Origin of the sequence: Bartonella elizabethae F9251 = ATCC 49927 (assembly GCF_000518165.1) — a bacterium.
Lineage (GTDB): Bacteria > Pseudomonadota > Alphaproteobacteria > Rhizobiales > Rhizobiaceae > Bartonella > Bartonella elizabethae.
In genome coordinates, this window is the sequence record NZ_JADB01000001.1 from 307,381 (window position 1) to 333,801 (window position 26,421).

At 35.0% G+C, this 26,421-nt stretch carries 29 protein-coding genes, 1 tRNA gene and 7 pseudogenes; 19 read left to right on the forward strand and 18 right to left on the reverse strand.

Annotated elements, in window-relative coordinates; translation table 11 throughout:
• Positions 1-351 precede the first annotated feature (351 nt).
• The gene (locus T429_RS0101450) at positions 352-726 is read left to right on the forward strand and encodes a DUF5330 domain-containing protein (protein WP_005773915.1); all 375 of its coding nucleotides are present in this window, start codon (positions 352-354) and stop codon (positions 724-726) included.
• Between the two features lie 106 nt (positions 727-832).
• A complete protein-coding gene (locus T429_RS0101455) occupies positions 833-1,243 on the forward strand; it encodes a SufE family protein (protein ID WP_005773913.1) in 411 nt (136 codons plus the stop codon).
• Between the two features lie 92 nt (positions 1,244-1,335).
• Here T429_RS0101455 and T429_RS0101460 read toward each other — a convergent pair whose 3' ends face one another.
• Entirely contained in the window at positions 1,336-1,773 is a 438-nt protein-coding gene (locus T429_RS0101460; RefSeq protein WP_005775026.1) for a Ros/MucR family transcriptional regulator, read from the reverse strand.
• Between the two features lie 850 nt (positions 1,774-2,623).
• Here T429_RS0101460 and T429_RS0101465 point away from each other — a divergent pair.
• On the forward strand, positions 2,624-4,717 hold the full coding sequence (locus T429_RS0101465; protein WP_005773911.1) for a S9 family peptidase: 2,094 nt from the start codon (positions 2,624-2,626) through the stop codon (positions 4,715-4,717).
• An 83-nt stretch (positions 4,718-4,800) separates the two neighbouring features.
• Here T429_RS0101465 and T429_RS0101470 read toward each other — a convergent pair whose 3' ends face one another.
• Positions 4,801-5,403 (reverse strand): superoxide dismutase, encoded by a 603-nt coding sequence (locus tag T429_RS0101470; protein ID WP_005773910.1) that lies wholly within the window; start codon positions 5,401-5,403, stop codon positions 4,801-4,803.
• A 906-nt stretch (positions 5,404-6,309) separates the two neighbouring features.
• On the opposite strand from T429_RS0101470, the gene T429_RS0101475 reads away from it, so the two are divergent.
• Positions 6,310-6,384, forward strand: a tRNA-Gln gene (locus T429_RS0101475).
• Positions 6,385-6,460: 76 nt separating this feature from the next.
• Here T429_RS0101475 and T429_RS0101480 read toward each other — a convergent pair.
• The 7 genes and pseudogenes from T429_RS0101480 to T429_RS0101520 all read right to left on the reverse strand — a co-directional run bounded on the left by T429_RS0101480 (position 6,461) and on the right by T429_RS0101520 (position 11,575).
• Positions 6,461-7,504: a tyrosine-type recombinase/integrase gene (locus T429_RS0101480; RefSeq protein WP_026500827.1), complete on the reverse strand. Its 1,044-nt coding sequence runs from the start codon at positions 7,502-7,504 to the stop codon at positions 6,461-6,463.
• 316 nt (positions 7,505-7,820) lie between these two features.
• Positions 7,821-8,444, reverse strand: a complete 624-nt coding sequence (locus tag T429_RS0101485) for a lambda exonuclease family protein (protein WP_005773908.1) — start codon at positions 8,442-8,444, stop codon at positions 7,821-7,823.
• 1 nt (position 8,445) lies between these two features.
• Positions 8,446-9,211, reverse strand: a pseudogene (locus T429_RS0101490) (ERF family protein).
• 76 nt (positions 9,212-9,287) lie between these two features.
• Positions 9,288-9,422, reverse strand: a complete 135-nt coding sequence (locus T429_RS11155; protein WP_280173521.1) for a hypothetical protein — start codon at positions 9,420-9,422, stop codon at positions 9,288-9,290.
• A 326-nt stretch (positions 9,423-9,748) separates the two neighbouring features.
• Positions 9,749-10,450: an LbetaH domain-containing protein gene (locus tag T429_RS0101510; RefSeq protein WP_005773903.1), complete on the reverse strand. Its 702-nt coding sequence runs from the start codon at positions 10,448-10,450 to the stop codon at positions 9,749-9,751.
• Positions 10,451-10,542: 92 nt separating this feature from the next.
• On the reverse strand, positions 10,543-10,947 hold the full coding sequence (locus T429_RS0101515) for a hypothetical protein (RefSeq protein WP_005773902.1): 405 nt from the start codon (positions 10,945-10,947) through the stop codon (positions 10,543-10,545).
• 274 nt (positions 10,948-11,221) lie between these two features.
• A complete protein-coding gene (locus tag T429_RS0101520) occupies positions 11,222-11,575 on the reverse strand; it encodes a helix-turn-helix domain-containing protein (protein ID WP_005773900.1) in 354 nt (117 codons plus the stop codon).
• 88 nt (positions 11,576-11,663) lie between these two features.
• Here T429_RS0101520 and T429_RS0101525 point away from each other — a divergent pair, with 88 nt between their 5' ends.
• Both T429_RS0101525 and T429_RS0101530 read left to right on the forward strand, forming a co-directional pair.
• Entirely contained in the window at positions 11,664-11,930 is a 267-nt protein-coding gene (locus T429_RS0101525) for a helix-turn-helix domain-containing protein (RefSeq protein WP_005773899.1), read from the forward strand.
• 141 nt (positions 11,931-12,071) lie between these two features.
• Positions 12,072-12,425 (forward strand): hypothetical protein, encoded by a 354-nt coding sequence (locus tag T429_RS0101530; protein WP_005773898.1) that lies wholly within the window; start codon positions 12,072-12,074, stop codon positions 12,423-12,425.
• Between the two features lie 299 nt (positions 12,426-12,724).
• Here T429_RS0101530 and T429_RS0101540 read toward each other — a convergent pair whose 3' ends face one another.
• Positions 12,725-13,393, reverse strand: coding sequence for a hypothetical protein (locus T429_RS0101540; protein ID WP_005773896.1), 669 nt, complete (start codon positions 13,391-13,393; stop codon positions 12,725-12,727).
• A gap of 70 nt (positions 13,394-13,463) precedes the next feature.
• Between T429_RS0101540 and T429_RS0101545 the strand changes: the two genes are divergently transcribed.
• From T429_RS0101545 to T429_RS0101570, 5 genes are all read left to right on the forward strand, one after another.
• The gene (locus tag T429_RS0101545) at positions 13,464-13,922 is read left to right on the forward strand and encodes a crossover junction endodeoxyribonuclease RuvC (protein WP_005773895.1); all 459 of its coding nucleotides are present in this window, start codon (positions 13,464-13,466) and stop codon (positions 13,920-13,922) included.
• Positions 13,923-13,926: 4 nt separating this feature from the next.
• The gene (locus tag T429_RS0101550; protein ID WP_005773894.1) at positions 13,927-15,048 is read left to right on the forward strand and encodes a DUF1376 domain-containing protein; all 1,122 of its coding nucleotides are present in this window, start codon (positions 13,927-13,929) and stop codon (positions 15,046-15,048) included.
• Positions 15,032-15,175 (forward strand): hypothetical protein, encoded by a 144-nt coding sequence (locus T429_RS10545; RefSeq protein ID WP_154645780.1) that lies wholly within the window; start codon positions 15,032-15,034, stop codon positions 15,173-15,175. The genes T429_RS0101550 and T429_RS10545 overlap by 17 nt, the downstream gene beginning before the upstream one ends.
• Before the next feature lie 36 nt (positions 15,176-15,211).
• A complete protein-coding gene (locus T429_RS0101560; protein WP_005773893.1) occupies positions 15,212-15,418 on the forward strand; it encodes a hypothetical protein in 207 nt (68 codons plus the stop codon).
• A 183-nt stretch (positions 15,419-15,601) separates the two neighbouring features.
• Positions 15,602-15,928 (forward strand): hypothetical protein, encoded by a 327-nt coding sequence (locus T429_RS0101570; protein ID WP_005773891.1) that lies wholly within the window; start codon positions 15,602-15,604, stop codon positions 15,926-15,928.
• A 23-nt stretch (positions 15,929-15,951) separates the two neighbouring features.
• Here T429_RS0101570 and T429_RS0101575 read toward each other — a convergent pair whose 3' ends face one another.
• The 4 genes and pseudogenes from T429_RS0101575 to T429_RS0101590 form a co-directional block, all read right to left on the reverse strand.
• Entirely contained in the window at positions 15,952-16,257 is a 306-nt protein-coding gene (locus T429_RS0101575) for a BrnA antitoxin family protein (RefSeq protein ID WP_005773890.1), read from the reverse strand.
• A pseudogene (locus T429_RS10845) lies at positions 16,235-16,541 on the reverse strand (BrnT family toxin). Before T429_RS10845 ends, T429_RS0101575 begins: the two are co-directional and overlap by 23 nt.
• 92 nt (positions 16,542-16,633) lie before the next feature.
• The gene (locus tag T429_RS0101585; protein ID WP_005773888.1) at positions 16,634-16,957 is read right to left on the reverse strand and encodes a type II toxin-antitoxin system PemK/MazF family toxin; all 324 of its coding nucleotides are present in this window, start codon (positions 16,955-16,957) and stop codon (positions 16,634-16,636) included.
• Positions 16,957-17,181: an antitoxin MazE family protein gene (locus T429_RS0101590; protein ID WP_005773887.1), complete on the reverse strand. Its 225-nt coding sequence runs from the start codon at positions 17,179-17,181 to the stop codon at positions 16,957-16,959. Before T429_RS0101590 ends, T429_RS0101585 begins: the two co-directional genes overlap by 1 nt.
• A 224-nt stretch (positions 17,182-17,405) precedes the next feature.
• Between T429_RS0101590 and ssb the strand changes: the two genes are divergently transcribed.
• The 4 genes and pseudogenes from ssb to T429_RS0101610 all read left to right on the forward strand — a co-directional run bounded on the left by ssb (position 17,406) and on the right by T429_RS0101610 (position 19,079).
• Complete coding sequence (gene ssb / locus T429_RS0101595) at positions 17,406-17,849, forward strand: single-stranded DNA-binding protein (RefSeq protein WP_005773886.1); 444 nt, start codon at positions 17,406-17,408, stop codon at positions 17,847-17,849.
• Positions 17,850-17,903: 54 nt separating this feature from the next.
• Positions 17,904-18,397, forward strand: a pseudogene (locus T429_RS0101600) (hypothetical protein).
• Between the two features lie 92 nt (positions 18,398-18,489).
• Positions 18,490-18,747, forward strand: coding sequence for an AbrB/MazE/SpoVT family DNA-binding domain-containing protein (locus tag T429_RS0101605; RefSeq protein WP_005773883.1), 258 nt, complete (start codon positions 18,490-18,492; stop codon positions 18,745-18,747).
• Positions 18,747-19,079: a type II toxin-antitoxin system PemK/MazF family toxin gene (locus T429_RS0101610; RefSeq protein WP_005773881.1), complete on the forward strand. Its 333-nt coding sequence runs from the start codon at positions 18,747-18,749 to the stop codon at positions 19,077-19,079. The genes T429_RS0101605 and T429_RS0101610 overlap by 1 nt, the downstream gene beginning before the upstream one ends.
• 162 nt (positions 19,080-19,241) lie before the next feature.
• Here the strand turns inward: T429_RS0101610 and T429_RS0101615 are convergent, their stop codons facing one another.
• The gene (locus T429_RS0101615) at positions 19,242-19,529 is read right to left on the reverse strand and encodes a hypothetical protein (protein WP_005773880.1); all 288 of its coding nucleotides are present in this window, start codon (positions 19,527-19,529) and stop codon (positions 19,242-19,244) included.
• A 150-nt stretch (positions 19,530-19,679) separates the two neighbouring features.
• The gene (locus T429_RS0101620; protein ID WP_005773879.1) at positions 19,680-19,997 is read right to left on the reverse strand and encodes a hypothetical protein; all 318 of its coding nucleotides are present in this window, start codon (positions 19,995-19,997) and stop codon (positions 19,680-19,682) included.
• A gap of 303 nt (positions 19,998-20,300) precedes the next feature.
• Between T429_RS0101620 and T429_RS0101625 the strand changes: the two are divergent.
• Positions 20,301-20,483, forward strand: a pseudogene (locus tag T429_RS0101625) (hypothetical protein); the annotation flags it as partial.
• Between the two features lie 591 nt (positions 20,484-21,074).
• On the opposite strand, the pseudogene T429_RS0101630 reads toward T429_RS0101625, so the two are convergent.
• A pseudogene (locus T429_RS0101630) lies at positions 21,075-21,452 on the reverse strand (hypothetical protein); the annotation flags it as partial.
• Between the two features lie 1,631 nt (positions 21,453-23,083).
• Positions 23,084-24,642: pseudogene (locus T429_RS10955) on the reverse strand (type ISP restriction/modification enzyme); the annotation flags it as partial.
• Here T429_RS10955 and T429_RS11215 point away from each other — a divergent pair.
• The 3 genes and pseudogenes from T429_RS11215 (at position 24,632) to T429_RS0101665 (ending at position 26,295) form a co-directional block, all read left to right on the forward strand.
• A pseudogene (locus T429_RS11215) lies at positions 24,632-25,311 on the forward strand (DNA adenine methylase). The pseudogenes T429_RS10955 and T429_RS11215 overlap by 11 nt on opposite strands.
• Positions 25,312-25,799: 488 nt before the next feature.
• Positions 25,800-26,018 (forward strand): TA system antitoxin ParD family protein, encoded by a 219-nt coding sequence (locus T429_RS0101660; protein WP_005773872.1) that lies wholly within the window; start codon positions 25,800-25,802, stop codon positions 26,016-26,018.
• Between the two features lie 4 nt (positions 26,019-26,022).
• A complete protein-coding gene (locus tag T429_RS0101665; RefSeq protein ID WP_005773870.1) occupies positions 26,023-26,295 on the forward strand; it encodes a type II toxin-antitoxin system RelE/ParE family toxin in 273 nt (90 codons plus the stop codon).
• Positions 26,296-26,421: the final 126 nt, after the last annotated feature.

Genomic DNA, 26,421 nt, shown 5'->3' on the forward strand with positions numbered 1-26,421 from the left:
TTTAATCCTTATCCTATCGCTACGCTTTCTTGTGGAATAAAAGACTACAAATGTGGGGTATTCACTTCCTACCCCTTATGGACGATCATGATTATGTCTCTTCTTTTTTATCATAGTTTATTATATATAATAATCTTATAACGATTTGATATTTTTGTATAATTTTGGTGTTAATTTTTTTCTTTATACAGCGACATCGTATCATATTTATAAAAAAGCTAATGATATAGGTCCAATAAATGAATACTCAATTTTATAAAAAACTCATTTTATAAATTTTTTATAAAGAAGCAGTGTATAAAATACTCTTTTTATTTTATTGCCTTTACCATTGCGGTACATTGATTGCTTATGATACGTTTTTTAATCAAATTATCGTTTTTTTTGTTTTTTGTTTTTGTCATTATTTCATTTTTTGTAGCAAGTCCAAGCGGTAACCATTCTCCTAATTCAAAAAATAATGAGACAACAACAAGCGATGTGATTATTGCGTTTAAGGAAGCTTTAAATGACTTAGGAACATTTTGTGACCGTAATAAAGAAACTTGTAAAGTAGGAAAGTCCTTTTTAAGTGTACTTGGCGAACGCGCATATTACGGTGCAAGAGCTGTTTATGAATATTTAGGACACATATTAGGGCACAAAAATAATGTAGAGGTTTCTCCTAATGCTTCTCATAAAATGGAAATAAAAAAATTCTCACAAAATCATAAAATGTTATCTTAAAATAAGAATTTTTAACGTTCTTCATATTCGTTACGTTAGGAAGATAAATATTTATCTACCCATAATATATTCAACATGATGATTAAAAGGAAACAGGACTAAGATCATGGCGGAAACAATCGACAATATTATAGAAAACTTTTCGCTTTTGGATAGTTGGGAAGATCGTTATCGTTATGTCATTGAGCTTGGCCATGAATTACCACCTTTTCCAGAAAGTGCTCGAAACGATGCCAACAAAGTTCCTGGTTGTGTTAGCCAAGTGTGGCTTTTATCGTCACGTAATAATTCAGAAGATCCAATATTAACGTTTCAAGGTGATTCCGATGCCCATATTGTGCGTGGACTCATTTATATTCTTCTTGCTTTCTATTCCGGTAAAAAAGCTTCTGAAATTCGTAACTCTGATGCTCAAGAGCTCTTTGAAAAACTTGGTTTAAATGAAAATCTTACACCACAACGATCCAATGGTTTAAAATCAATGATTAAACGAATTCGTAACGAAAGCTCTATATAATTCCCTTTCCAAAAACCATTATGCACACAAAAAATATGCACTCTAAAAAGCAACTTTATATATATTATGAACTACTTTTTCGCAAAATATGACTATTTAGCTTTTTTCCGTTTACTTTTGCGTCCAAGCCCCATTTCTTTGGCTAAAGCTGATCGTGTTTTTGCATAATTAGGCGCCACCATAGGATAAGAGCTGTCTAACTGCCATTTTTCACGATATTCCTCTGGTAACATTCCATAATGTGTCATGAGATGACGCTTGAGAGATTTAAATTTTTTTCCATCTTCAAGGCAAATGAGATAATCAGGAAATACCGAACGCTTTGGATTAACGGCAGGCCTTTGTTTTTCAGCTTCGACTTCCGTTAATTCTAAGTTTCCTGCTTTACGAAAAGCAGCATGGACATCAGCAATCAAACTTGGCACTTCAGTCGGTCGAATAGAATTATTACTCACGTAGGCAGCAACAATATCAGCAACCAATGTAATAACTAAATCGCTTTCAGTCTCTAAGACTGCACGATGTTCCATTCTTGTTTCCTTTAATTCAAAATCGAGTAATCCAAAATCGAGATATAGTGCATATACTCATAATATAAAGATCTGATGCACATAAGTTTCATATTGTACAAAAATCTTTTTTGTCAATTCAATTATTTTATAAAATTGCCAAAACACAAAAAAATCAAATAAATACCTCTTTTTTGTCATAATATATAATAAGAAAAACGAAATTCTTACATATTAAAATACAGTTTTATTCTATAACATATCATACATATATACGATATATCACAAATATAAAAAAATATAAGATAAAATTTATTTATTTTTTTCGAGAACATAAAAATAAAATTACGTATTATAAAAATACAAGACATAAAACATTATTTTAATTTTAAATAATTAATAATTTATTAAACATTTTTATAAATTTTAAATTTATTTTTATGATTTTTATTTATTAAAATTAACAAATATAAACAAACTATATTATAAATATGACAAAATATCACTATTTATAATATAAAACTATACATTAAAAAGATATAGAATAAATTTTTATTTTTTATAATATAATATCAAAAATTTATATATATTTATCCTTTCTATAAAATTATACATTTATACTGTATCAAAAAAAATCAATTCTTTCTCCTATAACTTAATTGTCTTATCCGTCACGTTCATTATAAAAGTGGTATTCTATCCCCACAAAACAATAGCTATGATAGCTAATAAAGAGAAGGATATTAATTTAAAAAATGATCACGAGGCTATTTTGGCAAGTGTGTAGAAATTATATTTTTATACTTGCATCAATAACTTGGATTTTAACATATAAACGAAGCAATTAACATATTTTAATATAGGACTATGTATGACCCGCACTTTTGCAATTCCTCCCAAAGCATCTAGAATCACTCATAAGGAAATATATCACGGTATTTTTCGTGATGATCCCTATCATTGGCTACGCGCATCTAACTGGAAAGATGTTTTTAAAAATCCTAACTGTCTTGATTCCAATATTCGACATCATCTCGAAAAAGAAAATGCTTATCAAGCGGCTCAGATGGCTGATACAAAGCCATTAAGAGATTTGCTTTTTACCGAAATGAAAAGCAGGATCCAAGAGAATGATAGTTCCGTTCCTATAAAAAATGGACCTTTTGCTTACGGATTTTCTTATGTTACCGGAGGGCAACAACCACATTATTTTCGGACACCAAGGAATGGTGGAGAAAAACATGTTTATCTTAATGGAGATCTTTTGGCTGAAGGCAAAGAATATTTCAATTTTGGTTCAGTTCAAGAATCTCCAGATCATAGATATGTTGTATGGACTTATGACGATAAAGGATCGGAATTCTATACAGCTAAAATTCGTAATTTAGAAACATTATCTGATTTTACGGACACCATAATTGACACATCCGGACAAATTGTGTGGGATGCTCAATCTGAAGGTTTTTTCTATACAAAGTTGGATGAGAACCACCGAACTTCAGAGCTCTATTATCATCGCTTAGACACAGATCAATCACAAGATAAACTTATTTTTCGTGAAGATAATCCAGGTTTTTTCTTAAATGTAAGCGGTTCTAAGCTTCATGATGTTATTTATATTAATATTCATGATCATGAAACCTCAGAGATCTGGTTAATTCCCGCCAAAGCGCCCCTTAGCGTTCCTCAATGTGTGCGAAAACGGCAAAAAGGTGTTGAATATTCACTTACAGAAGGTGGTGATGTCTTTTATATTCTTACTAATTTAGATAATGCAAAGGATTTTAAAATGATGGTTGCGCCGTGTTCAGCTCCGCAATCAGAAAATTGGTCAGAGCTTGTATCTCATCAGCTTGGATGTTTAATCCTATCCCATGATGCGTATCAAGACTTTCTTATTTGGCTCGAACGCTTTGAAGGACTTCCTCGTATAAAAATTATGGAGCGTACAACGAAACAAATTCATTCCATTGCTTTTGATGAAGAGGTTTATTCTTTAGGTTTGCAAGGTGCAGCGGAATATAATAGTCAATCCATACGCTTTTCTTATTCATCGATGACAACACCTGATCAAGTATTTGATTACGAGGTGAAAAGTCGCAAACGAATATTGTTAAAGACACAAATAATTCCCTCTGGCCATAATAAAGATGATTATATAACGCGGCGTATTATGGCCACCGCAGAGGATGGTGAAAAAATTCCCATCTCACTTTTTTATCATAAAACAACACCTCTTAATGGTTGTGCACCTTGTTTGCTTTACGGTTATGGTGCTTATGGGATCTCTATACCAGCCAGTTTCAATAGTAATGTCCTCTCTCTCGTAAACAGAGGCTTTATTTATGCTATTGCCCATATTCGTGGAGGCAAGGAAAAAGGGGTTGAATGGTATGAGAAAGGAAAGCATCTCTTTAAATATAACACATTTACCGATTTTATTGCTTGTGGGCGCTATCTTGTAAACAGTAAATTCACAGCCCATGATCGGTTGATTGCGCATGGTGGTTCGGCAGGAGGAATGTTGATGGGAGCGATTGCCAATATAGCGCCACAGGATTTTGCTGGGATTATAGCCAATGTACCTTTTGTGGATGTTTTAACAACGATGCTCGATGCTTCCTTACCCCTAACGCCCCCCGAATGGCCCGAATGGGGAAATCCTCTTGAATCACAAGAAGATTATAATCTTATAGCTTCTTATTCTCCCTATGATAACGTCAAAGCGCAAAAATATCCCCCTATGCTTGTGATTGCAGGATTAACAGATCCTCGTGTAACTTACTGGGAACCTACAAAATGGGTAGCAAAATTGCGTGAGTTAAAAACAGATGATAATGCAATTTTATTGCGTATTAACATGGATTCAGGGCATGCTGGTGCGGCTGGACGTTTTTCAAAGTTAGAAGAAGTTGCTTATATCTATGCATATATTCTAAAGATAGCAGGAAAAGACTGTTGTTAACCTATAATATCTTTATTTGTCAGTCCCTATAATTTATAAGATTATAGGGACTATTATCGACACTAAAAAATTATCGAGACAACTTACAATCCACAATCTTCATAAAGTTTGAGAACATAATCCCAATTAATCAAATGATCGACAAAAGCTTCGAGATATTTCGGACGAGCATTGCGGTAGTCAATATAATAAGAATGTTCCCACACATCCACACCTAGAATAGGCTGAGCATCATGAACCAAAGGATTTTCACCATTTGGCGTTTTCATAATTTCAAGCTTACCATCTTTAACAGCAACCCATGCCCATCCGGAGCCGAATTGGGCACCAGCAGTAGCAATAAAATCAGTACGGAATTTGTCATAACCACCTAGATCAGATTCAATAGCTTTTGCTAGTTTTTCAGGCAGCTTTTGACCACCACCATCTTTTTTCATCCAATTCCAAAAATGGTTATGATTGTAATATTGCGCTGCATTATTAAACAAACCAACATTTTTTCCAAAACTTTTTTTCACAATTTCTTCAAGGCTTTCATTTTCCAAGCCTGCGTCTTTTATAAGGTTGTTGGTATTGGTAAGATAAGCGAGATGATGCTTATCATGATGATATTCAAGTGTTTCGCGTGACATATAGGGCGCAAGAGCATCGTAATCATAAGGCAATGCAGCCAATTCAAAAGCCATTTAAAAATCTCCTCGATTCTAATTGTTAAGCTCACTCCAATAATCCAATTTGCCATTTGCAGCTCCTAAAAGCAAATGTTGAATGCTTATTGTATTAATTTTTATATTAATTAATTTTAATATTTTTCTTTTTGCAAAAGGAGCTTTTAAGAAAAATGTATGCTAACCAATCAAAAGGGACACAGGTCTATATAAATAGTGCCTTCTGAAGATTTTTTACATCTACTAATGGATAAAAATAGCATGATTTTTTGAATAAAAAGTAAAGGGAAAAAGCTCTCATTCTTTGTTTTTATACCTAAAAATATTTTTTGCAAATAGCACATAAAATACTTTTAATTTTTTGCAAAATTTTTCAACTTACTGGTGTGAAAGGGTGTTTACAACAGGATATTAAAACATGTTTTTAAGAGATATTGCTCAATACGCTTGATTTCATTTCGTAGCGCTATCCCTGAACAATATGACATATAAAACCATTATAACACTATAAAATGAGTGGACATGACCATCTTTACACTTAATAAAAGAGCACAGCAGGCTATCATACACTTTGCCAATTCTCAATGTTGTGACAGCTTTTGTTTTAATTGAGTAAGATGAGTTTTGAATGTATCAAAAAAAGCAGAGCATATGCTCATTTATTAGAGACATAAACGATAAGATTTTCATCTGCTGTTTTTAGAAAATTAATAAAAGAGTAAAATAATTGATGGATAAATGGCTGTGACTTGTGTTAAGAAAATAACTCTCTATCCATTTCTATCGGAAATTTTTATCGATGCAGTATCGTAAAAAGCGGAGAGACTTTATAATAAAAAAGTAAGATCTTTGATTTTCAGATATTGCGTCCAATGGCAGGAATCGCTATAAGGTGCAAAAGTAATTATGAGGTGTATTTTCTTTTGGGGTATAGCCAAGCGGTAAGGCACCGGTTTTTGGTACCGGCATTCCCTGGTTCGAATCCAGGTACCCCAGCCATGATTTAATGAAATCAATGAGTTATCAGAAAGTGCGGGACTTTTATATCCGTTGATTCTTTTAACTTATTTTCTGTCTATCCCGAACCTTTTTGTAGCTTTTTAATTGATTCTATTGCGAGACGTTTACGATCTGCGCTTTTTGTGTAAAGAGATGCCATATTATCTTCAGTCCAGCCAAACAGTGCTTTCATTTGTGAAACTGTAGCACCGGCATTAGCCGCACGTGTTGCTGCCAATTTTCTCAAGCCATGGGCTGATTTTTTTATTCCTGACGCATTGCAAGCTTTACGAAATAGGTTGCCAAAACTTTCTTTAGTCAGTTTTTTACCTTCTTTTCCGCAAATAAATGTTTCATCACCTATGGGACCAATTTTAAGGGTTTCTGCTAGTTCCGGTAAAATAGGAAGAAAAACATCTGTTTTAAATTGACTCTTTTCTGTTTTGAGATGAATAATATTATCTTTAACATCTTTCCAGCCAATGCGAACGGCATCACCACGGCGTAAGCCCGTATACAAAAGCACATCAATCCAAACACGTTCATGCGTACCGACAGACCAATGATGATAATATTTATCTATGTCTTCTTCTAACCATGGGGTGAAACCTTCTGCGTTAAAGGATTTTGGTGGTTTTATGTTAAAAGCAGGATTTCTGTTTAAAAGAGCATTATCAACCGCCCAATTAAAAAGACCATTTAAAGCCGTTAAAAAGTGTCTTGCTGCTGCGGGAGAATTGCGTCTTCTTTCTACAGCATCAAGAATATGTTGTTTTTCTATACTTTTATACGCGCGATTACCAATATGTTTAGAAATATTGTTTAGAATTCTATATTTAACTTTTTTCGTTGACTCTGATTGATTATGCCATTGCATGCTTTGTAAATACTGATGCAATAACCAATCGAAAGAGCCCTCTACAAGTCTGGTTTGTTTTGTTTTCTTGGAGGTGCCATTTTGCGCATGCTTAAGGGCAAGCATATAACTGTCAACAAACTCTTGCGTTCCGTAAACTCCTTCAATCCGAACCCGTGGTCCATGACCAATACGGACATACCATATAATTTTACCATGGCGTGTGCGTTCACGAACAAGATATGGTGGACGACGTTTGGGCATGATTAGAACTCTTTCGTTTTCAAGAGGTGGAAAATCTTCAATACTGTAAGTATTATTCCTTGTTGTTGATGGTGTTATAGTTTTATTGATATGAATTAATAACTCTCCAGTGGGTTTGATTTCTACAACCTTTGCTCCTTGTTTTTTGGCTTCTCTTAAAGCGCGTGCAATGGCTGGTTGTGTTATGGTAGGTGGGCGGTGTGCCATGTCTATTCCCCTTAATTTAGGTGCAATTCACCCGTGTTGTGAATCACGTATTGATTAAAATTATTATGAAAGGGTGGGGGTGCTGGGAGGAGAGAGCACCCCCATAACATCAAGCGGCTTTCGTCAAAATTTTTTGCATCTCTTGTTCTATTTCTGCTAAAAAGATTTCGACCGCTTGATTGATTTGTTCAATTTGTTCTTCATCACGGTTGATGCGCTTGATCTTCATTCTCAAACTAGTAGATTTGCCTACAAAGTTTGGATTATAGCTAACAAAATCACACCATTTACGTCCAGTGCATGCCATTTGGAATTGCATTTGCGCGTGATATTCTGGCTTGATATTACTATCGATAAAAAAGCGTAGATGATTTGGTGATTGTGGGCATTTAATCTCAACTAAACCATCTTCACCAACAAACCCATCTGGACTTGCACCAGCCATTTGAATTGTGGGATGTTGAATAAAGCCGCATTGAGTGATTTCAGTATCATAAATGAATGCATATTCTCTCAAGGCATCTTCTTCATGTTCAATGCCCCATTGCATAGCCGGTGTTGTATAAGATTGGCTTATTTCCTCTGTTAATCGCTCTGTCATAAGCTTTATTTTGTAGTCTTCATATTTGCTTGTAGGCATTCCCTTGGCTGTTTTACTGAGTACGTTATAAACGTTTGAAGCGGTGACTTTACCTAAACGGGCTTGAAACCATTCTGCTGTTCTTTGTTCCATTTCACACCGCCTTTTGTTGCTCTTGTTGTGCTTTATTCATTTGCGAGCGTTGCTTTTTTTTCAAAGCAAACAAAACGGTTTGTGCTTGTTTATAAGACATCTGTGTTAGGCTTTTTACTCCTATGAAAGAAATAATATCGCTTTCCTTTGATTGTGTCTGTTCCATTAATTCTTTGATTTCATTCATCTGTTCAGAAGAGATACCAGAAAGAATTTTGACTCCATCTGTATCGTCTTCTTTTCTTGCTACATTAAGAAGCATGCCTAGCAGGTATCTTCGTGCATAGGTAATTGTAGAGCCAACCGCTTGTATGCTGTTTTTGCTCCCTGTTGTGTCAAAGGGAAATGTTCCTTGTGTTGATATTTCATTCCCTGATTTATGTGTTAAAGTCATTTCTACGGTTATACCGTTTGAATTCTGTTCTTTGATCTGAGAAAACAAGGCAAAGTGATGTTTTGCAAGAGGTTCCTTGATTGCATCAATATATTTATCAAGCGTTGTATAGATACTTTTAGTATGTGTATTAAGGGCATTTTGTTCGATGTTTTTGATATTCCATTTGCATAGTAGAAAGATCACGGACAAAGTTCTGGCGCTCTTGTCGTTCTATCTCCTTTTCTCGCAATTCAAGAAGGCTCTTGAGACGATCCAGATCAACATCACTTTGTAAAGCTCTTTCTAAAATAAGCTCCATAGCTGTAGAGTTGGTTTCACAAGCGTTTGTTTTTTCTACTAATTCTGTTTGTGTGGTACTTAGTTCTCTCATCTTGATTTCCTCCATTAAAGCGCAATTCCCCCGTGGCGTGAATCACGTATGTGTTAAAAGTTGTTTGATTTGATTGTTAGAAAGGATTGTAATCCTCTGTTAAAGGTTCGCGGTTATCGCCAATCAACGTACGCACCACCATAAATTTTTGCGTCACCATAAATACGTGTATTACCGTAAATTTCTGCGCGACCGCTAACACGTGCTTCATCGTAAATGCTTGCATTACCGTAAACATGCGCATTATTGAAAATTTGTGCTTCATCAAAAATTTGTGCATTTTGATAAATACGTGCATCTCCAAAAACACAAGCTTTATACCAAACCCAGCAGTCTCCTTTATGACTTAAGTTGTTTCCCTTTTCTAAAAACCGCCTAGATCACCAGTCTTAAGATCTCCAAAGTCTTTTAAAGCACGTATGCGGTGGAGAGTGTGACCATCAACTTCGATTGTCTCATCAGTAAGTTCGTACTTCTTTTCCATGATTATCGCCTACCTTAAAACAGTGTCGTTTCCGGATACTTTTGTATTTCCGGTTACTTTAGCACTATCACAAACAATAGAACCACCAAACACACGAGCATTACCAGAGACTTCTGCGTTACCACCAACCTTAGCTTTTTCATAAACATGCGCTCCGTCATAAATCTTGGCTTCACCAGTAATTTTAGCCTTTCCAAAAATACGAACATTAAAAGAAACTTCTGCAAAGCCAAAACTTTGGCGTCATTAAAAATTTCTGCATTATCGTAAATTTTTGCTTGGTCACAAATTATTGCATCATGGTATATTCTTGCTTTGCCATAAACTTCTGCAAAGCCAAAAACTTTGGCATTACCATAGATGTAGGCATCACCAGCAACTCTTGCTTTGTTATAAACTTCGGCATTATCGTAAATTGTGGCATCTTCACAAATACACGCTGTATCAGAAATTTTTGCATATCCATAAATAAAGGCGTCATTAAATATCTGGGCATCATCACAAACATGGGCATTCCCATAAATCTTAGCATTGTCATAAACCTTGGCATTATGATAGACACGTGCATAATCATAAACCCAAGCATTATTAGCAATCCAACAGTCGTCTTCATGGCTTAAGTTCCTTTCATGTTCAATAAAGCCACCTAGATCACCAGTCTTAAGATCTCCAAAGTCTCTTAAAGCGCGTATGCGGTGAAGAGTGTGACCATCAACTTCGATTGACTCATCTGTTAGTTCGTATTTCTTTTCCATGATTTATTTCCTTTAAGTTAGACTCTCCCTTTGTCGCTCTTGAGAAAGAGCGACATTGGTTTGTGTGATAATTTTTTGAAAAAGGGGTGCTTTTAGAAACGTGACGTATAGCTTGGGTAGTTTGGAAGGACATCCCAAGGAGTTAAACGGTGCTGTTCTTCATAGGTACCGTAGACCTCATCATTATATCTTTCTTTTGCTAAATCATCTAAAAGGTCATTGTAAGTATCACTTTCGCGTATAAAGTAATGAACTACACTCTCCTCATGGAGATGGTCGATATTTTCTTCTACATATGCTTCAGCAATCTCTTCAGAAATGTCTTCACAACTCTTTTCAGAAGGATTTATGCGAAAGATTTGTATAACATCATCTACCCCATAAACAATGCTTAGAATTTGGCTTGCATCAAGTGGTCCACCTTCTGCAATGTGTTGATCTTTATCGAAGTAGATTAAAAGAATTTCATTAGAATTTATAAGAATTGGCTTTTCCATAATTGCTCCTCCCTAACGCCTTTTGGCAATCGTTTGTGTGTGGTTTATGGAATATATATAATACGCATAATGCATACCTGTCAACAATAAAATATGCATTATGTGTATTTTATTTTAAACGATATAAAAATCTTGTAAGAAGATTTTTTTCTAAATGACGATTCTCATGAAAGGGGAAAGTGAATGGTTATGAAAATAATAAAAGGTGATATAGAATTAGATAACAAAATTATGCAGCTGGTTTCTACGTTTAGTAATGAAAGAAAAAAAGCTTTTATTTTTTTTCTTTTGCATGCAGGCGATTTAAAAGGTGAAGAATTGTTTCTTTATCTGGCTGAGTTGTTTTTTGTAGTAGATTAATAATTTGCTCATCAACGGTTTGTTTTGTGGCGGGGATTGGAAAGGAGGGGCCATCTCCCTCTCCGGTTAATAACCACCCTTCACTAATTCTAAATGCTTTTGCATATTTTGCAGATGCCCGTGATATTCCTCTTAATCCTTGTTCGTGCTGTATATAGCTAGAGTAGTTCCAGCCAAAATATCTAGCTGCTTCTTTTGCACTCCTAAAACCGCGCGCTAAACGCGCTTTTATTAATCTAGCAGATTGGTCTATCGTGTTACTAAGCATTTTTATCTCCTTAAATATATTCATATTGCATATAATCGATATGCATTTCGACTTGACTTTTAAGTAGTCATAATGCATATTATTTTTTATGGGAAAAATAGCAGTAAAACAGTTACGTAAAAATCTGAATTTAACTCTGAAAGAAATGGCAGAACGGTTAGGCGTCAACAAATCAACGGTATGGCGTTGGGAAAAATATGGTGTCCCTTCAAGGGGAACCGTTGCATATCTTCTCGAAGCGTTATGGAATGAACAGTCACCTCCAACGCCTTCTTTTATCAACGGTTTGAGTTTGAGTGAGAAACCGTATGAACAAAATAAGATGATACAACCACAATATGAAGAAAGGAAATAAAGATGGATTACGGTTTAGCAATATCATTACTGTCCATATCGATTATTGTTTTGAATATTATTGTATTTTTTCATTGGTACAATAACAGATAGGAGAAGAAAATAAGACGATACAATCTCAATATAAGGAGAGGGAATAAAGATGGAAAATTTCACGACGATTATTATGCTTTTTATTGCAAATATAATCATGTTTTTTTGTTTTTATACCTCTTATAAAAAAATGCAAAGCTCTACAAATGTTTTGCGAAGTCCATATTATACTTTTCACATTTTAAAAGATTCAACAAAAGAAATGGATTTTCCAGACGGTAGCACAATTATTTTTCATGATTCTGATTGGAACTTTTCTCTTGATGAAAATGATAATTTAAGAGTTCAAAGTGCTCTAGGACCATCATTTTCTATAAAGGCATATAGTGATGCATATGGTTTCAAAAAACGTTTCATAGACAATTTGCAGAAATACAATCGGTCTATAAATGCACCAAGATAAGGCATGCAATGTATTTTTAAATTGAATGAGTTCATTTTTTTAAGTCTATGACTACGCACTTTATCATGGCGTGCAGATAAATACACAACAACCTTAAGGGGGGAAAATGAAAAAAACACCACGTTATACTTTTAGTACTTCAGACGATTTAATATATGCAATAGGCTTACCAGAGGGGTGCACGCTCGTTTTTAGTAATTCTGATTGGAATTTTTCTTTTGATGAACACAACCATTTAATAGCTAAAAGCACTCTAGGACCAATGTTGTACTTAGAGATACATGGTGACACAAAAGCTTTCAAAGAGAAGTTTCATGGATTATTTGAGAAGCATAATAAGCAGTCTCCATATTAGATGAAGAGCATCGTAATTGATATGCTTTTAAGCGATCTGTTGCAACTTCCATTTCATCCCACGATGCTTGGATTCGTTTAGCTTCTTCTTTAGGAGAATATAGCAATACACGTTCTAAAAAAATATTAGTACTAAAAATTTTTGTGAAATCATATGTCGGAGAAAATTGAAAAGTGAGTTTAATAGAAGCCCCCTCTGTCTCACTAATATCGGCCCAAAATTGCATTCCTATGATAGCAAAACATTTTGTATGGGCTGGAATATTTATAGGTCCTAATAATACTTTTACCTCTGGCGCTTCAGGTGGACTTATAAAATGAATTCTATCTTCGATATTATGGCAATAAGGTACACAAGGGGCATTAAATTGACCAACAGAAAGAAATACTTCAGGCCAAGAACTAGTATATTCCCATTTAATATCACTACATGGTGTCCGACAGTAAACACCAGAAACAGAATGCAACTTAATATCAAAGGGGGTTATATTGTGAAAATTAAACCACGCAATATCATCAGCAAACTCTTCATAACAAGACGTAATAAACAAAGGTTGCAGTGGAATGCTGTTTACTTGATTGTTTACATTTTGAATTGCATCATTATCAGGCATTTTCCACCTTTATTTCGAAAATAATTACCGTCAAACGGCTTTGTAAAAATATTTTTAAATGGAATAGTAAATGACTAACACGATTCTCTGTCTTGATCTAGGGACTAAGACTGGTTGGGCTATATGCGGTGCTGATGGTCACATAACAAGCGATACAGAACATTTTCAATCACGCCGTTTTGAAGGCGGTGGTATGCGTTATCTGCGCTTTAAGAAATGGCTTTCTGAACTAAAGAGGTCTGTTGATGAAATTGATGTCGTGTATTTTGAAGAAGTACGCCGGCATGTGGGTACTGATGCAGCGCATGTTTACGGTGGCTTTCTAGCAACTTTAACGGCTTGGTGTGAACATCATCAGATACCGTATGAAGGCATTCCAGTTGGTACGATTAAGAAAGCGACAACGGGGAAGGGGAATGCTTCAAAAGAAGAAATGATTAAAGTGGTGCGTGCAAAAGGGCACGCGCCTTGTGATGATAATGAAGCGGATGCTTTGGCAATTTTATATTTAATTAAAGAAAGGGAATAGGGGTATGTCCAGTAAATTACCATGGACGAGGTTATTTGCAGACAAGTGGCTTCTTGATCTTGCATATTTGCCTCCTTTTGAAGGTTTTATATATGTGAAGTTGCGATTTCAAATGCTTCGCACTGGAGAGCCGCTTACGAATAATTTTAAAGTCTTATCTTTATTGGCTGGTTGTTCAGTAAAAAGATTTCAGAAAGCATTAGATCTTTTATTAGAAACTAGACACATCATTTGTTTAGAAGACGGTCGTTTGTGGAATCCAGATGTTGAATTAGAATTAAATGATAGCAAAGAAAAATCAGAAGCAGCATCAAAAGCAGCTAATTCTAGATGGCATAAAACAAAAGGTAAAAATGACGATAAAAATGAAAGCGCATATGCGGATTGCATGCAGAGCGTATGCGATGCGCATAGTGTTGCGCAATGCGACCGCAATGCCATTAACATTAACAATAACATATATAATAAAAAAACTAATACTATCGTATTAGCAAAAAAAGAAATTGGTTCTGAAAATTTAGAAACAACCGATTTGGTTGAAGAGCCAACAGAAGATGATGCTCTCAAAAGCCAATCAGAACAAATCGAAACATCATCAGAAAACAAACCACTCATTCACGAGCAAGAAAGCGTTCCTAAGAAAGCGAAACGAACGAAAGCTAATCGGGGCTGTCGTATTCCTGCTGATTTTGAACCGGATTACGATTTTGCGCTTGCAGAGGGCTTGCCACCAGAGCGTGTGAAAGTCGAAATGGCAAAATTTCAAGATTACTGGCGTTCAAAAGCCGGAGCAAATGCAACCAAAATCGATTGGCAAGCAACATGGCGTAACTGGGTAAGAAATTCAAAAAAATACGAAATTAATGACAATGGTGGAAACAATGGAAACTTTTCAAAAGATCAAGGAACTCGTGGTGGTACCGGAGAGACAATCCGTAACCTTATCTGTGAAGCAGGATTTAGCGACTCCACTTCAAAATATTGCACAACAGATGGTGCAATGCGTCACAAGGGAGTATCCATGGACCTTGATCAATGGCATGAAATTAACACCAGCACTAGAGGAACAAGCTTTTGCAACTTATCAGACAGTTCAAAACTTACTTACCTTGAAAGCGTCTGTTGAAGACATTGCAGAGGCTCTTGATGTGCTTGAAGGTGGTTTGACAATGCAAAAAGTTTCGAATGCAGAGGCACGTGCAAAGGCTTATATCGTTGCTCTTAACGGCATTTCGTTACGGGCTTTGTTGTAGGCTGTTAAAAATCTTATATGTGGAGAAGCCAAAGGCATGTCAACGACGTTTGTTCCTTCGTGCGCTGATCTTGCACAGTATTGTCGTGATTTGGAAAGCAGTCTTCTTGGAGCTGCTGAGAAAGTTTTTATCGCTGTTGAAAATACACGCAACAAGGCATTGGGTGGTAAATGCATTTCATTCACGAGAATACGCAAGCCTAGCGAAGAGTGTCATAACGATGATCGTTCAAAAGCAGCTTAAAGACAGCAAAGTAGTGAAAAGTGCTGATCATTTTGAGATTAGATATGTGTTTAAACAGCTAAAAAGGCATCTTACAGAGCGATTTAAAGATTTTATGATGAAAAAACCACATCCGCAATACAAAACGCTCTGTACGGTCAAATTTGATACAAATAAGCTCATAGGTAAAGTTAGGATTAAAACATGCCGATTTTAAAACATTTATCCTTAATAAACCGTAAACAGCCGATACAAAAAAAGTTTGTGGCAACAGCGGTAGGACATGTCCCATGGGGATTGGGAGTAGCAGAATATTTTTACAACCTTTACGAATATGAAGATGGTGCAAGAGAATACGAGGAATTCGATGGTGGTCAATACCATGAGATGCCTGCGAATGTTGATTACAGTACCAAGGCGCAAGTGAAAGCGTGGGTTTACGGTGGTACGGTACCTGAAAGCGTTCTCAATTACGAACCGCTCATTGATGAAATCAATAAGAAAATCAAAAAATTATCAAAAGCCATTTGATGTGTTTTTATTATGGGGAGAGGTCAACGCATTGAACGAAGCATAGCATCACGTAAAATGGCGTTAATCCGCGTTTGATAACCTTTCCCTTGACTCTTAAGCCACGCTAGCACATCTGAATCCACACGCACTGTTGTGACAGTTTTTGTTGGTTTATAGAATGGATTGCGAACAGCATTTTTCCAGAACGCATCATCAAGTGGTGGAATATCACTATGATCAATTGCACTCTCCGGCATTGCTGCAAGTTCATCAATTTCAACTCTCTGTTTATCCGTCAAAGGTGATAAATGACCTACATCAATTTCATAACGAACTTTCTTCTTCATAACATTTTCTCTCTTTCAAATTAGCGCGCCGCGCTGAAATAATACGGATAACCTCTATGCCATCTTTATCGTCATGGACAGTAGACAGTATGCGCTACAAGCAACAATAAAAAGCCATCTACAAGCCCTAAAGTTTGCCAACGATACTCTCCGTTTTCAATACGGTCTTGTTTAACCATGGCGAATGGGTCTGCAAAAACACGTGCCGCTATTTCAAAACTTACACGGTGCTTTCTAAGATTACTTTTTGCTTTAACTTCATCCCATTCAAATCTTATTTTCATATCTTATGTTAATACATTTATGTATGTATATCAAGAGTTTTAAATACAAGATGAAGTATCTGTATTTCTAAACAGTGACATAGGGTGCTAATTCATTTTACTATTCCTAAAAATACAGCTAAGCAGCGTTCAATTTCCACCATTTTATCTGCATGAATGGAACCAAAAGCTGTACTAACTTTTTCACATCTTACCGTCATAATCTTATCAATCATGACCTGAGAAGTTTTTTGTAAACCATTTTTGCTATCTGGTTGGAGAGTAATGCGCAGTAATGGGGCTGGGACAAGTGTGCTGGTAATAGGTAAAACTGTTACGCTTGTATGTTCACTAAATTGATTGGCTTGAATGATTAATGCAGGTCTTGGTTTACCAAAATCGCCTTGCATAGCTATTGTTACGAGAGATCCACGCATCATTCTGTCCAGCTATCAATATCCATTAAAGATTGATCCATCAAAAACTGCATAGATGTATCTGTTTTATCCATTTTTGCCACTAAGCGACATTGGCGTAGGCACTCTTCTGCAAAGTTCGGTTGACGGATATCTGGTACCCAAATTTGCATTAAGCGCAACCCCGCTTTTCTTTGTGCGTTGCGATGTTTTTGAACGCGTTCATTGACGTGCATTGTAGCCATAACAAAATCTCCATTATGTTTCATGTAACGTATAACACAGAAAAAAGTTACATGAAACAAAATTTTGAATAAATTCGCAAAACTCAATTTTTTATTCCGAAGGCTATAAAACATAATGTTATATGTTAATAATAAGTAATATATTATTGAAATAAGTGAAAAAATAATAAAATTATGCTAAGATTTTTCACATATTTAAACACAAACTTAAGGGAACAAAAAACATGCTGAATAAAGTAATGTTAATTGGCTATTTAGGGGATAATCCTGAAAGCAAAACGATGAATTCTGGTGCCGAAGTGGTCAATTTTCGGTTGGCTACTTCTGAGAGCTATACGGATAAAAATACCAATCAAAAAGTAGAGAAAACTGAATGGCATTCCGTGGTGGTTTTTAATCCACATTTGGCAAAAATTGCTCTTCAATATTTACATAAAGGTTCAAAAGTTTATGTGGAAGGCAAATTACAAACCCGTAAATGGCAAGATAAAAACGGTATTGACCGCTTCACAACAGAGATTGTCTTGTCACAATACAAAGGCGAATTGTATTTACTTGATGCAAAAAAAGAGCAATCTACTCCTTCATCTATCACTTCTCAAAGCTATGCTATCGCTTCAGGTGCTGATGATTATGGCATATCTGCTCATGACAGCATGCCGTTTTGATTTAAAGATATAGCAAAAAGAAAAAAATGTGAGTTTCCATAGATGAGGGGATGTATGAGAAAGCAAGATGCTTACACTTCACAAGTAACAGTACGTCAAGATCCTGTTAATCAATTGGCAATTGAAATGCGTGCAAAGCGCTTCTGCTTGACCATAGAAGAGGCTAAAAATCCGCTTTCTGGTACTTATGTTGGGCGGCTGTATTTAAAAGGTGTACTTACCCAAGACCAGTATGATGCAGCGCAAAAATATCTTGAAGTGAAAAATGACTATTCGTGTGCAAAAGGTTTGCCAAGCGCTATTTATGACGAAATGCCATCATCTTCTGATGCAAAGCAAGAGAGAAGTGGGTTGAACGTGCAACAGAGAAGTTTTCAAATATACAAGAGGTGGTAAGAGAGGCACAGCGTCTCTATAAACAGTATAATCTTCATAGCGCTTTACAATATCTTGTTGTAGAAGATCAAACATTGCCACATCTTGTGCTATCCTTGCGAATTGCTCTGAATGCTCTCCAGAAATATTTTGACCTAAAAAATAAATGGTAAATGTTGTACTGCTATCTTTAAAAAGCATCAAAAGCTCTTGAAATAGTTTTCAAGATGTTATATTTTTATATAATATTTAGAGAGGGTGTTTTATGCATACAACAAAATTACGTAAAGTTGGAGGGTCAGTGATGCTTTCAATACCGCCAGCATTGCTTGATGTTCTCCATCTTACAGAAAATACGCAAGTTGGTTTGGCTGTTGATAATGGACAATTGATTGTGAAACCGCAAACATTTCCAAGTTATACTCTTGATGAATTATTAGTCCAATGTAGTCCGTCAGATGATTTTGCAGATGAGGATATGGAGTGGTTTGATGCTAAACCTGTTGGTAGAGAGCTCTTGTGATGAAGCGGGGCGAAATTTGGTTTGTATCGCTTGATCCGTCTTCGGGCTATGAGCAAAAAGGAACGCGTCCTGTACTGATTGTATCACCAGAAGCGTTTAACTGTGTAACGAAAACACCCATTGTCTTACCTATTACAAGCGGAGGAAATTTTGCTAGAACAGCAGGTTTTGCTGTCTCATTAATGGGCGTAGGATTGCATACAACAGGTGTGATACGTTGTGACCAGCCACGTGCTCTTGATATTGGAGCGCGTCAGGGTAAAAAAATGGAAACAGTTCCCCCTATGATAATGAACGAAGTTCTTGCTAAGCTAGCAACATTTCTCACGTAGTTTCTTGCAGCATGGCGTGAAATGTTTTTCTGTACAATACGTTGTAAAAGACTAAGGAAAATAATTTATTCTATTGCACGCAAAAACGCCCTTTATTGTTTCTAAAGAGAAGAAAGAGATGAAGTTGTTGTTTAGGTTTATGATTTCTAGTGTTTTTATTTTTTACCTATAGCTATTACAATCAACATCTTGAAATTTATCATAACCATAGTACTGTTTATATTGCTCTTTTAACATTTTACATAGATTGTATCGATTAATATTAAATTTCTCGAGTACTTCGTTTGGAAGATCATATAAATTTTGAGGACCAACATCAAACATATCAACTGCATCGGCTAGGTTATTTGGAATACGGTTCTCATTTGAGTCTGACTTTTGTCCACAGGAGGAAAGAAAAAGCCCACTGATCACTATGAATAGTAAAGCTACTTTTTTGAAAAATAACACTGAAGTTTTCCCTTTTTATTAATTATAAGTCACAGTATTGAAACTTTAATTTATTTTTTCTCAACCAGATTTATTCTGTTTCTTCATCATCATTATTTTTTTCTGTTGTTGCCAAAGCTTTTATTATTATCTTGGACAATTCCTCATTAATTATTTCCTCTTCAACCGCTTGAAGTTCATTAATTCTTTGATCCTTCCAATCAGACGCTGTCTGTAATTTTCAATTAAGCGATCATGTTCACAATTTGCTTTTATTCCTAGGTAAATTCTCCAAGCAAACAGCAAAATTGCCACTATTAATAAAAAGTTTCTTGAAAATTCAAGATACCAAAGCACACCGAGTACTATGACCAATAAAAGAGTACCTTGGAGTTCTGTATTCCGACCATTCTCTGCTTCTTCCCACATATCGGAGATTATAGCCCATAGTGTGAGTATACCCACTATTACTATGACAATATCGCGCACTGTTCCTCCCCCTTTTTATTAATTGTCAGTTGTGTAATTGATTCGTTTAGATGAGGCAATTGCGGATTTTGGCTATATTTGGCTATAAAAGATACTAGATTTAGATAAAAAATAAAAAAACATACAATATCGTGATTTTTTTGTTGACATGGTGTAAATAATGGTGTTTTACAGCGCTGCTGTACTGGTCGACTTGCGTCCAAAATTACAGTAGATCGTTTCTCGTTAAACCCCTTTTATAATGATATGATTGTTTAGAGCCCTGCGTTTGCGGGGTTTTTTGTTATCTGGAGAAAGTATTTGATGACAGCAGAAAATACAGAGGTGACTTCGCAGCCAAAAAGAATACCACCGAAAGCAGGGCAAGGGCGTGTCAAAGGGGTACCGAATAAGAATACACATCTTCTTAAAGAGGCAGTGATTAAAGCAGCTGAATTGGCAGGTAATAAATATGGCAAGGAAGGGCTGATCTCTTATCAGGAAAGATATTATCATAAAAAATACAATAAAGTCAATATGTTGAGTTCAATTATTTTATATGAATCCACTTAAGAATCCACACTTTTATACATGTTTAAATTGACCATTTTTTATAAAAGATTACCATGTATGAATAGACCATAAAAAGCAAATCATGATGTAAATATTATAATGCATGTGTGTATTTAAATGAAATGAAAAGCAGTTATCATTCATAACGGTTTATAAATTTTATGATACGTTTTTATCACTCAAAATCGCATTATTTAAAATTTAGTCGTTTGAAATTATCGATAACATACGTTTAAAGAGCACAGCTTGTTTTAAAGATTGGAGTGTTAATCGCAAAAAGGAACAAATTAATGTTCGCCAAAATTGGCGAGCGCAAAATCTAAAAATGTTATAGCAATATTAAATTATCCTTAAAGAGGATAATTTTTAAGATAACAATAAAATTTTAAAACAGCGTTAAAGTATATAATTACGAGTTTTTATTAGAATGTGAAAAAGCTTATCATTTATTCACTACCTCATGTTTTCTAGATGATTTATAATTTAATTATTATGTTTTCGGATATCACAATGTAACTTACCTAAAATTACAGTACCGTCATAGACTGCATTGCCAAAAACTTCAGCGTTTTTATAAACGAAAGAATAGCCATAAACTTTGGCATAACCGTAAACTTTAGCATTGTCATAGACTTTGGCATGACCATAGACACAAGCGTCAGAATATACCCAACAATCGCCATCATGAGAGAGGTTATCTTCACTTTCAATATACCCCCCGAGATCACCTTTTTTGACATCATCAAAATCTCTTAAAGCTCTAATTCGTGTTAAGAAATGACCATCTATATATTCGCCATCATTAATAAATTCGTATTTTTTTGCAGGCTCTTGTTTGTTAACAGAGGCGGTTTCATTTGAAATGTTAGAGATAACGGGGGTGTTTTTTGAAGTAGTTTTCATAACTAAATCCTTGTAGAAATATGAGTTTTCAGTTGACACCCATAAGGGCGTCGGGCGTTGAAAACACGGCTACAAGTCCGTCGGCATGCTTTCCCTATAAGGTTTTGTATAGCATGACCACACCCGACAAAGTCATCATATATGCTAATCATAGCATAAAAGATAGTCAGTTTTTATAATAGGATTAGGTTTATCGTAACCTATTCGCTTGTAGTTTAAGTGTTTTCAGCACTTGAGTATTTATATAGCAAAATACGTATTTATTGTCAATTAATTTATGCACTTTTTTGATATTTTTTATGATTTTTTTTAAATGCATTGTGTGTAAATATTTATCATATGCTTATTAATTTCTTCTTTTGTATTATATTCTTTTAAAGCTATATTATGAGCTTTCTTAAATGATTGCGTTCTTTTTTGAATCTATACATTTATAATATTTATAAACGCTCTCATCATGCATATTTTTATCTTTATAACCTATCATGTTTTTTGCGAAATGGTTTTTAAGATTTCTGTTAATTTCTTTTATAGTGCATTTGCAATTTAACAGCCTTTTATAGGAACTGTCTTTATAACCAATGCATTCATTTGCATTGTAATTATGAAAGCCTGCTTTTTCACGCATTCTCTATAGCTGTTATATTCTTTATAGCCACCGCATCATTTTTCATTTTCACAAGAGAAAGAATAATTGTGATTTATAGCTTTTTATGAAAACATCTAAAAAGAGATTGATAACTATAGAGATTAGCAAAATCGCTTTTAATAGACTTTTGTCATTTTTGTCAGTTGTTTTTAGACCCTATAGTGTTTTTTTTAATGAGATAAAAATTAAAAACATTCTATTTCAATATGTTAGTATTTTAATGATACAACCCTTATTAAGATGCAATCCATAAATACAACTGTAAATATATATATGTCAGTTATGTGTCAGTAAATTGAACCGACAAAAGTGATCATTTTAGTGAGTGATTAAAACGTGCTTTATGAAAAGCATATGAAAATGAAAACGGATTACGTTATCAAAATCCCTTTAATGAATTTTATCAATCCACTTAAATGAATAAACTTATAATTTTAGAGAATGATTAAAACACGTCTTATGAAAGCATGTAATCTTTTAAAGCCTTTCAAAAGAAAGGGGGTATAATCATAAGAAATGCTATCAAGATCATTATGGTTATGAGTTTTGAAGGTTTTGAAGGTTCCTTTTACGCCCCCTTATATATTTTTTTCAATCAAAAAAATAAAAGTTATTATATTTCAATATGTTATTATTTTAATAATACAACCTATATCGACAACACAACCTTAAATTCAACCCATGGTATATTTTTGAAGGTATTTTGAGGGTTTGAGAAACCTTCAAAACCTATAAGTAATATAAGCAAAATGGATATACATAACTCTCTTTAAACAAGGCTTTTGAAAAGGATAAAGCTATCATTTTAGATTACGGTATAATCTCTTAAAGGCAATCCAAATGACAGTGTTTAAAAGTGCAAATGTTCTTTTTTTAGAATAACGCATGATAAATTATTCCTTTTAAGATTATATCTAATTAAGAGGTATAGATTATGATTAAAGGCTCTATACCCCTTATGAGATTATTATGTCTTATAAGCTTATTCAGTTTCTCTAATTTCTAATTTTGGTAGTTTTTTCACGATTTTCATTGTCTCTAAACTTACTGTAATAACCCTTTGGAATAACTCCAATGGATAAGCAGGGTTTCCAACGGTCTCAACAGCATAGCGATTGGCATTATTCACAATACCACTCTTTTTATCAGTCTTAACACATTGACGCGCCATAATCCATTCAAGAGCAGGCTTGCCATTGACAATATACTCATAAGCTTCAAGAGGAATATCTGTCATCGTGATATTGCTGTTATAAATAACTGTAGATTTATCCTTTTCCTTACTATTCTTAACTTTTGCGAATTTCATTTCTGTCACGTAATAAAACTTTTCTGGATTAGGAATATCAATCTGTTTTGGATTGCCTTTTTTAAATGAGACTGGATAAGGTTCCACATCTTCATAATTCACGTGTAAATGACCCAATTCACGCCCTGCTGTAACAAATTTCCAAAAGTCATCAGCAGTTTTTACACGAGGGATACGAGGGAGTTCTTTAGAGAGGTTATCAGCATACCGAGCACGATAATCTTCCGAATGCAAAATTCCGTAAACGTAATAGAATAAATCATCTTTCGTGATAATTTCATTCGGATAAGCTGTTTGAAAATGGGATAGCCCTTCATCAGTAATAGCATCACGACATTGTAAATCAGTTGTGTTGTTTTCTTCTGTAGAATTTGCAAACAAATGAGATTGTTTTTCACTTTTATTTTTTGAAACCGTAGTATCTTCGTAAATATAGCGTGGAAAGCATTGACTAGCACTTATCATATTACTATCTGGAAGAATTTCACTCATCAAAATAGAAAAGCTATTTTTTACTCCTATGCCTGTAAGTTGTATTATCCTATTTTCAACTGATTGTCCTATCGGGAATATACTCACCTTTCATGAGACTATGATAAGTCGATTCAATGTTAATGGCTGCTATGTAATAGGCTAAGAGAACAATCTCATTGGCGTGAATATCATGACGGAATTTATATTCCATATCCTCTGGTTTGATCAGTTTAGATTGTAAAAGCCGTGTGATAAAGGTACCTGTACCTGTAAAGGAGTCAAGAATAGAAACACCACGTGATCTTAAGCTTTTCATTGCGTAACACATCATCAACAGAGTGAATGATAAAATCAACAACCTCAACGGGGGTATAAACAATCCCTAATTTTTCTACCGTACGCGGGAAAGCCTTGGTAAAAAAGTCTTCATAAAGCTTGATGATAAGGTTCTGTCTTGCTTGCGGGGAGGTAATCCCAGAGGCACGGAATTTTACGCTGTCATAAAACTCTTGTAACTCTTTCGATATTTGCTTGATATTGGTTTTATCCAACTCAGCTAAAATCTTTTCCATCGCTTGCGAAATGGCATTGTTTTGCACAAATTCATTACCATCAAACAAGGCTTCAAACACGGGGCGTGTTACAAGATGTTGTCCTAACATCTCAAGCGCTTCCTCTTGGGTAATACTGTCGTTTAAATTACTCTTTAACTCCTTATGAAAGCTCTCAAAAGCATAATAGGCTTTACTGGTTTTATCAGAAAGGATATCTTTAAGGAGAAAATTAGTTCCTTTATATGAAGTGATCAATGATCGTTCAGGTGATGTGGTGAATTTTTTTCGGGTGTTGCAACGCCATTATTACCCTTTCATGGATCTGTTGGAGTTCCAGGTGAGTAGCCGTGAGGCGTTTGAACGGTTACGCACCCAAGATCCCAAGACCCTGACAGATTTAGAGCGGGCATTGCGGTTTTTATATCTGCAGCGGTTGAGTTTTGGTGGCAAAGTGGCAAAACAGACGTTTGGAGTTGATCCACACCGTGGTGCACGGTTTAATAGTCTCAAACTTGAAGCCTCCTTAAAGCTTATTTACCGTCGTTTAGCAGGTGTGACCATTGAACATTTAGATTGGTTTGAGTTTATTTTAGGCGCTATGATCGTCCCAACATCTTGTTTTACCTTGATCCGCCTTATTGGGGTGTTGAGGATTACTATGGCAAGGATTTGTTTAAGCGAGAGGATTATCAGAGGATGTCCACACTGCTTGCACAATTAAAGGGAAAGTTTCTTCTGTCACTCAATGATGTGCCGGGGATTCGCAAAAGCTTTAGCCCATTTAAGATAAAAGAGGTCACCATATCTTATACATGCAGTTCAAATAATCCAATTCCAGCTCAAGAGCTCATCATCTCAAATTGCGACTTTTAGCAAAGTAGAAAAAGCTGCCTTAAAGGGTCTTTAAATGATCTTTGAAAGGTCTTTGAAAACCCTTTGAAAACCTCTTTAATTTTTTAAAAAAGACGTGGATTTTAAAAATGAATTGCTGCAAAACCTGCTGACAAGCTACATACAAGACATATAGAATCAATAATTTATAGCACGACAAAAGTGCTGTGGCGGAGGGGGTAGGAATGCTATATTTATATAAAATCAATAGATTATATAGAAGTTCGGGAATTTTGATTCCGTTGATTCTTTTAACTTATTTTCTGCCTATCCCGAACCTTTTTAGAGCTTATTCTCGATCATTTAGTTCTAAATTTATCTTTTATTTTCTCTTCTTTCAGATATTAAGAAAGATGGCTGTGAGAGAAGGAATTGTGTTAGAGATCTGCTAAGGTTATTGTGTTTTAAAGGTTGCTTTTTAACACCTTTTGAACTATATTACCACCTTATTGTAAGGTAGGAGTATAGTCATGGCTACAACTGTTAAACTGTCTGATGATCTCATTAATGAGGCTAAGCGTTACGCGTCTGTTTATAGCCGCTCGGTTCCTAAGCAAATTGAATATTGGTCGCGTATGGGCAAAATAGCCGAAGAAAATCCAGATCTCTCCTTTCAATTTATTCAAGCAATCTTACTTGGACAACAAGAAAATGCAGATGGCGATGTAACAGCATTCGAATTTGGCTGAATCTATGCAAGTTTTACAAACCCATTCATTTAAAAAAACTGTCAAAAAACTGCATGCCAACCAAAAACAAGATCTAGACCAAGCTGTTCGCGTCATTATGAAAACGCCCACTATTGGTCAAGCCAAAACAGGTGATCTTTCTGCTGTTTTTGTCTATGAGTTTAAAATGGCCAAGCAATTGACGCTGCTCGCTTACAGCTATGAAGATCACACGATTACTTTGACCTTGTTAGCACTTGGCTCTCATGAAAATTTTTACCGAGATCTTAAAGCATAATATATTTTACAACTTGATAGAGGCACACAGCATTAATTTTACTAAAGTTCTCCAGTGCTAAAGGTATTAAACCAAAATTTATAGATATGATCAAGCTATATTGGGCACCTAATTGCGGCATAATAT

Coding starts and splice junctions, on each gene's coding strand:
- T429_RS0101660 (WP_005773872.1), top strand. CDS start 25,800: ATGGCTACAACTGTTAAACTGTCTGATGATCTCATTAATGAGGCTAAG.
- T429_RS0101530 (WP_005773898.1), top strand. CDS start 12,072: ATGGAAAATTTCACGACGATTATTATGCTTTTTATTGCAAATATAATC.
- T429_RS0101515 (WP_005773902.1), bottom strand. CDS start 10,947: ATGGAAAAGCCAATTCTTATAAATTCTAATGAAATTCTTTTAATCTAC.
- T429_RS0101575 (WP_005773890.1), bottom strand. CDS start 16,257: ATGAAGAAGAAAGTTCGTTATGAAATTGATGTAGGTCATTTATCACCT.
- T429_RS11155 (WP_280173521.1), bottom strand. CDS start 9,422: ATGAAGCACGTGTTAGCGGTCGCGCAGAAATTTACGGTAATACACGTA.
- ssb (WP_005773886.1), top strand. CDS start 17,406: ATGCTGAATAAAGTAATGTTAATTGGCTATTTAGGGGATAATCCTGAA.
- T429_RS0101550 (WP_005773894.1), top strand. CDS start 13,927: ATGTCCAGTAAATTACCATGGACGAGGTTATTTGCAGACAAGTGGCTT.
- T429_RS0101480 (WP_026500827.1), bottom strand. CDS start 7,504: ATGCCCAAACGTCGTCCACCATATCTTGTTCGTGAACGCACACGCCAT.
- T429_RS0101665 (WP_005773870.1), top strand. CDS start 26,023: ATGCAAGTTTTACAAACCCATTCATTTAAAAAAACTGTCAAAAAACTG.
- T429_RS0101460 (WP_005775026.1), bottom strand. CDS start 1,773: ATGGAACATCGTGCAGTCTTAGAGACTGAAAGCGATTTAGTTATTACA.
- T429_RS0101465 (WP_005773911.1), top strand. CDS start 2,624: ATGACCCGCACTTTTGCAATTCCTCCCAAAGCATCTAGAATCACTCAT.
- T429_RS0101590 (WP_005773887.1), bottom strand. CDS start 17,181: ATGGCTACAATGCACGTCAATGAACGCGTTCAAAAACATCGCAACGCA.
- T429_RS0101510 (WP_005773903.1), bottom strand. CDS start 10,450: ATGGAAAAGAAATACGAACTAACAGATGAGTCAATCGAAGTTGATGGT.
- T429_RS0101605 (WP_005773883.1), top strand. CDS start 18,490: ATGCATACAACAAAATTACGTAAAGTTGGAGGGTCAGTGATGCTTTCA.
- T429_RS0101455 (WP_005773913.1), top strand. CDS start 833: ATGGCGGAAACAATCGACAATATTATAGAAAACTTTTCGCTTTTGGAT.
- T429_RS0101525 (WP_005773899.1), top strand. CDS start 11,664: ATGGGAAAAATAGCAGTAAAACAGTTACGTAAAAATCTGAATTTAACT.
- T429_RS0101560 (WP_005773893.1), top strand. CDS start 15,212: ATGTCAACGACGTTTGTTCCTTCGTGCGCTGATCTTGCACAGTATTGT.
- T429_RS0101450 (WP_005773915.1), top strand. CDS start 352: ATGATACGTTTTTTAATCAAATTATCGTTTTTTTTGTTTTTTGTTTTT.
- T429_RS0101585 (WP_005773888.1), bottom strand. CDS start 16,957: ATGCGTGGATCTCTCGTAACAATAGCTATGCAAGGCGATTTTGGTAAA.
- T429_RS0101520 (WP_005773900.1), bottom strand. CDS start 11,575: ATGCTTAGTAACACGATAGACCAATCTGCTAGATTAATAAAAGCGCGT.
- T429_RS0101485 (WP_005773908.1), bottom strand. CDS start 8,444: ATGGAACAAAGAACAGCAGAATGGTTTCAAGCCCGTTTAGGTAAAGTC.
- T429_RS0101610 (WP_005773881.1), top strand. CDS start 18,747: ATGAAGCGGGGCGAAATTTGGTTTGTATCGCTTGATCCGTCTTCGGGC.
- T429_RS0101470 (WP_005773910.1), bottom strand. CDS start 5,403: ATGGCTTTTGAATTGGCTGCATTGCCTTATGATTACGATGCTCTTGCG.
- T429_RS0101545 (WP_005773895.1), top strand. CDS start 13,464: ATGACTAACACGATTCTCTGTCTTGATCTAGGGACTAAGACTGGTTGG.
- T429_RS0101570 (WP_005773891.1), top strand. CDS start 15,602: ATGCCGATTTTAAAACATTTATCCTTAATAAACCGTAAACAGCCGATA.
- T429_RS0101540 (WP_005773896.1), bottom strand. CDS start 13,393: ATGCCTGATAATGATGCAATTCAAAATGTAAACAATCAAGTAAACAGC.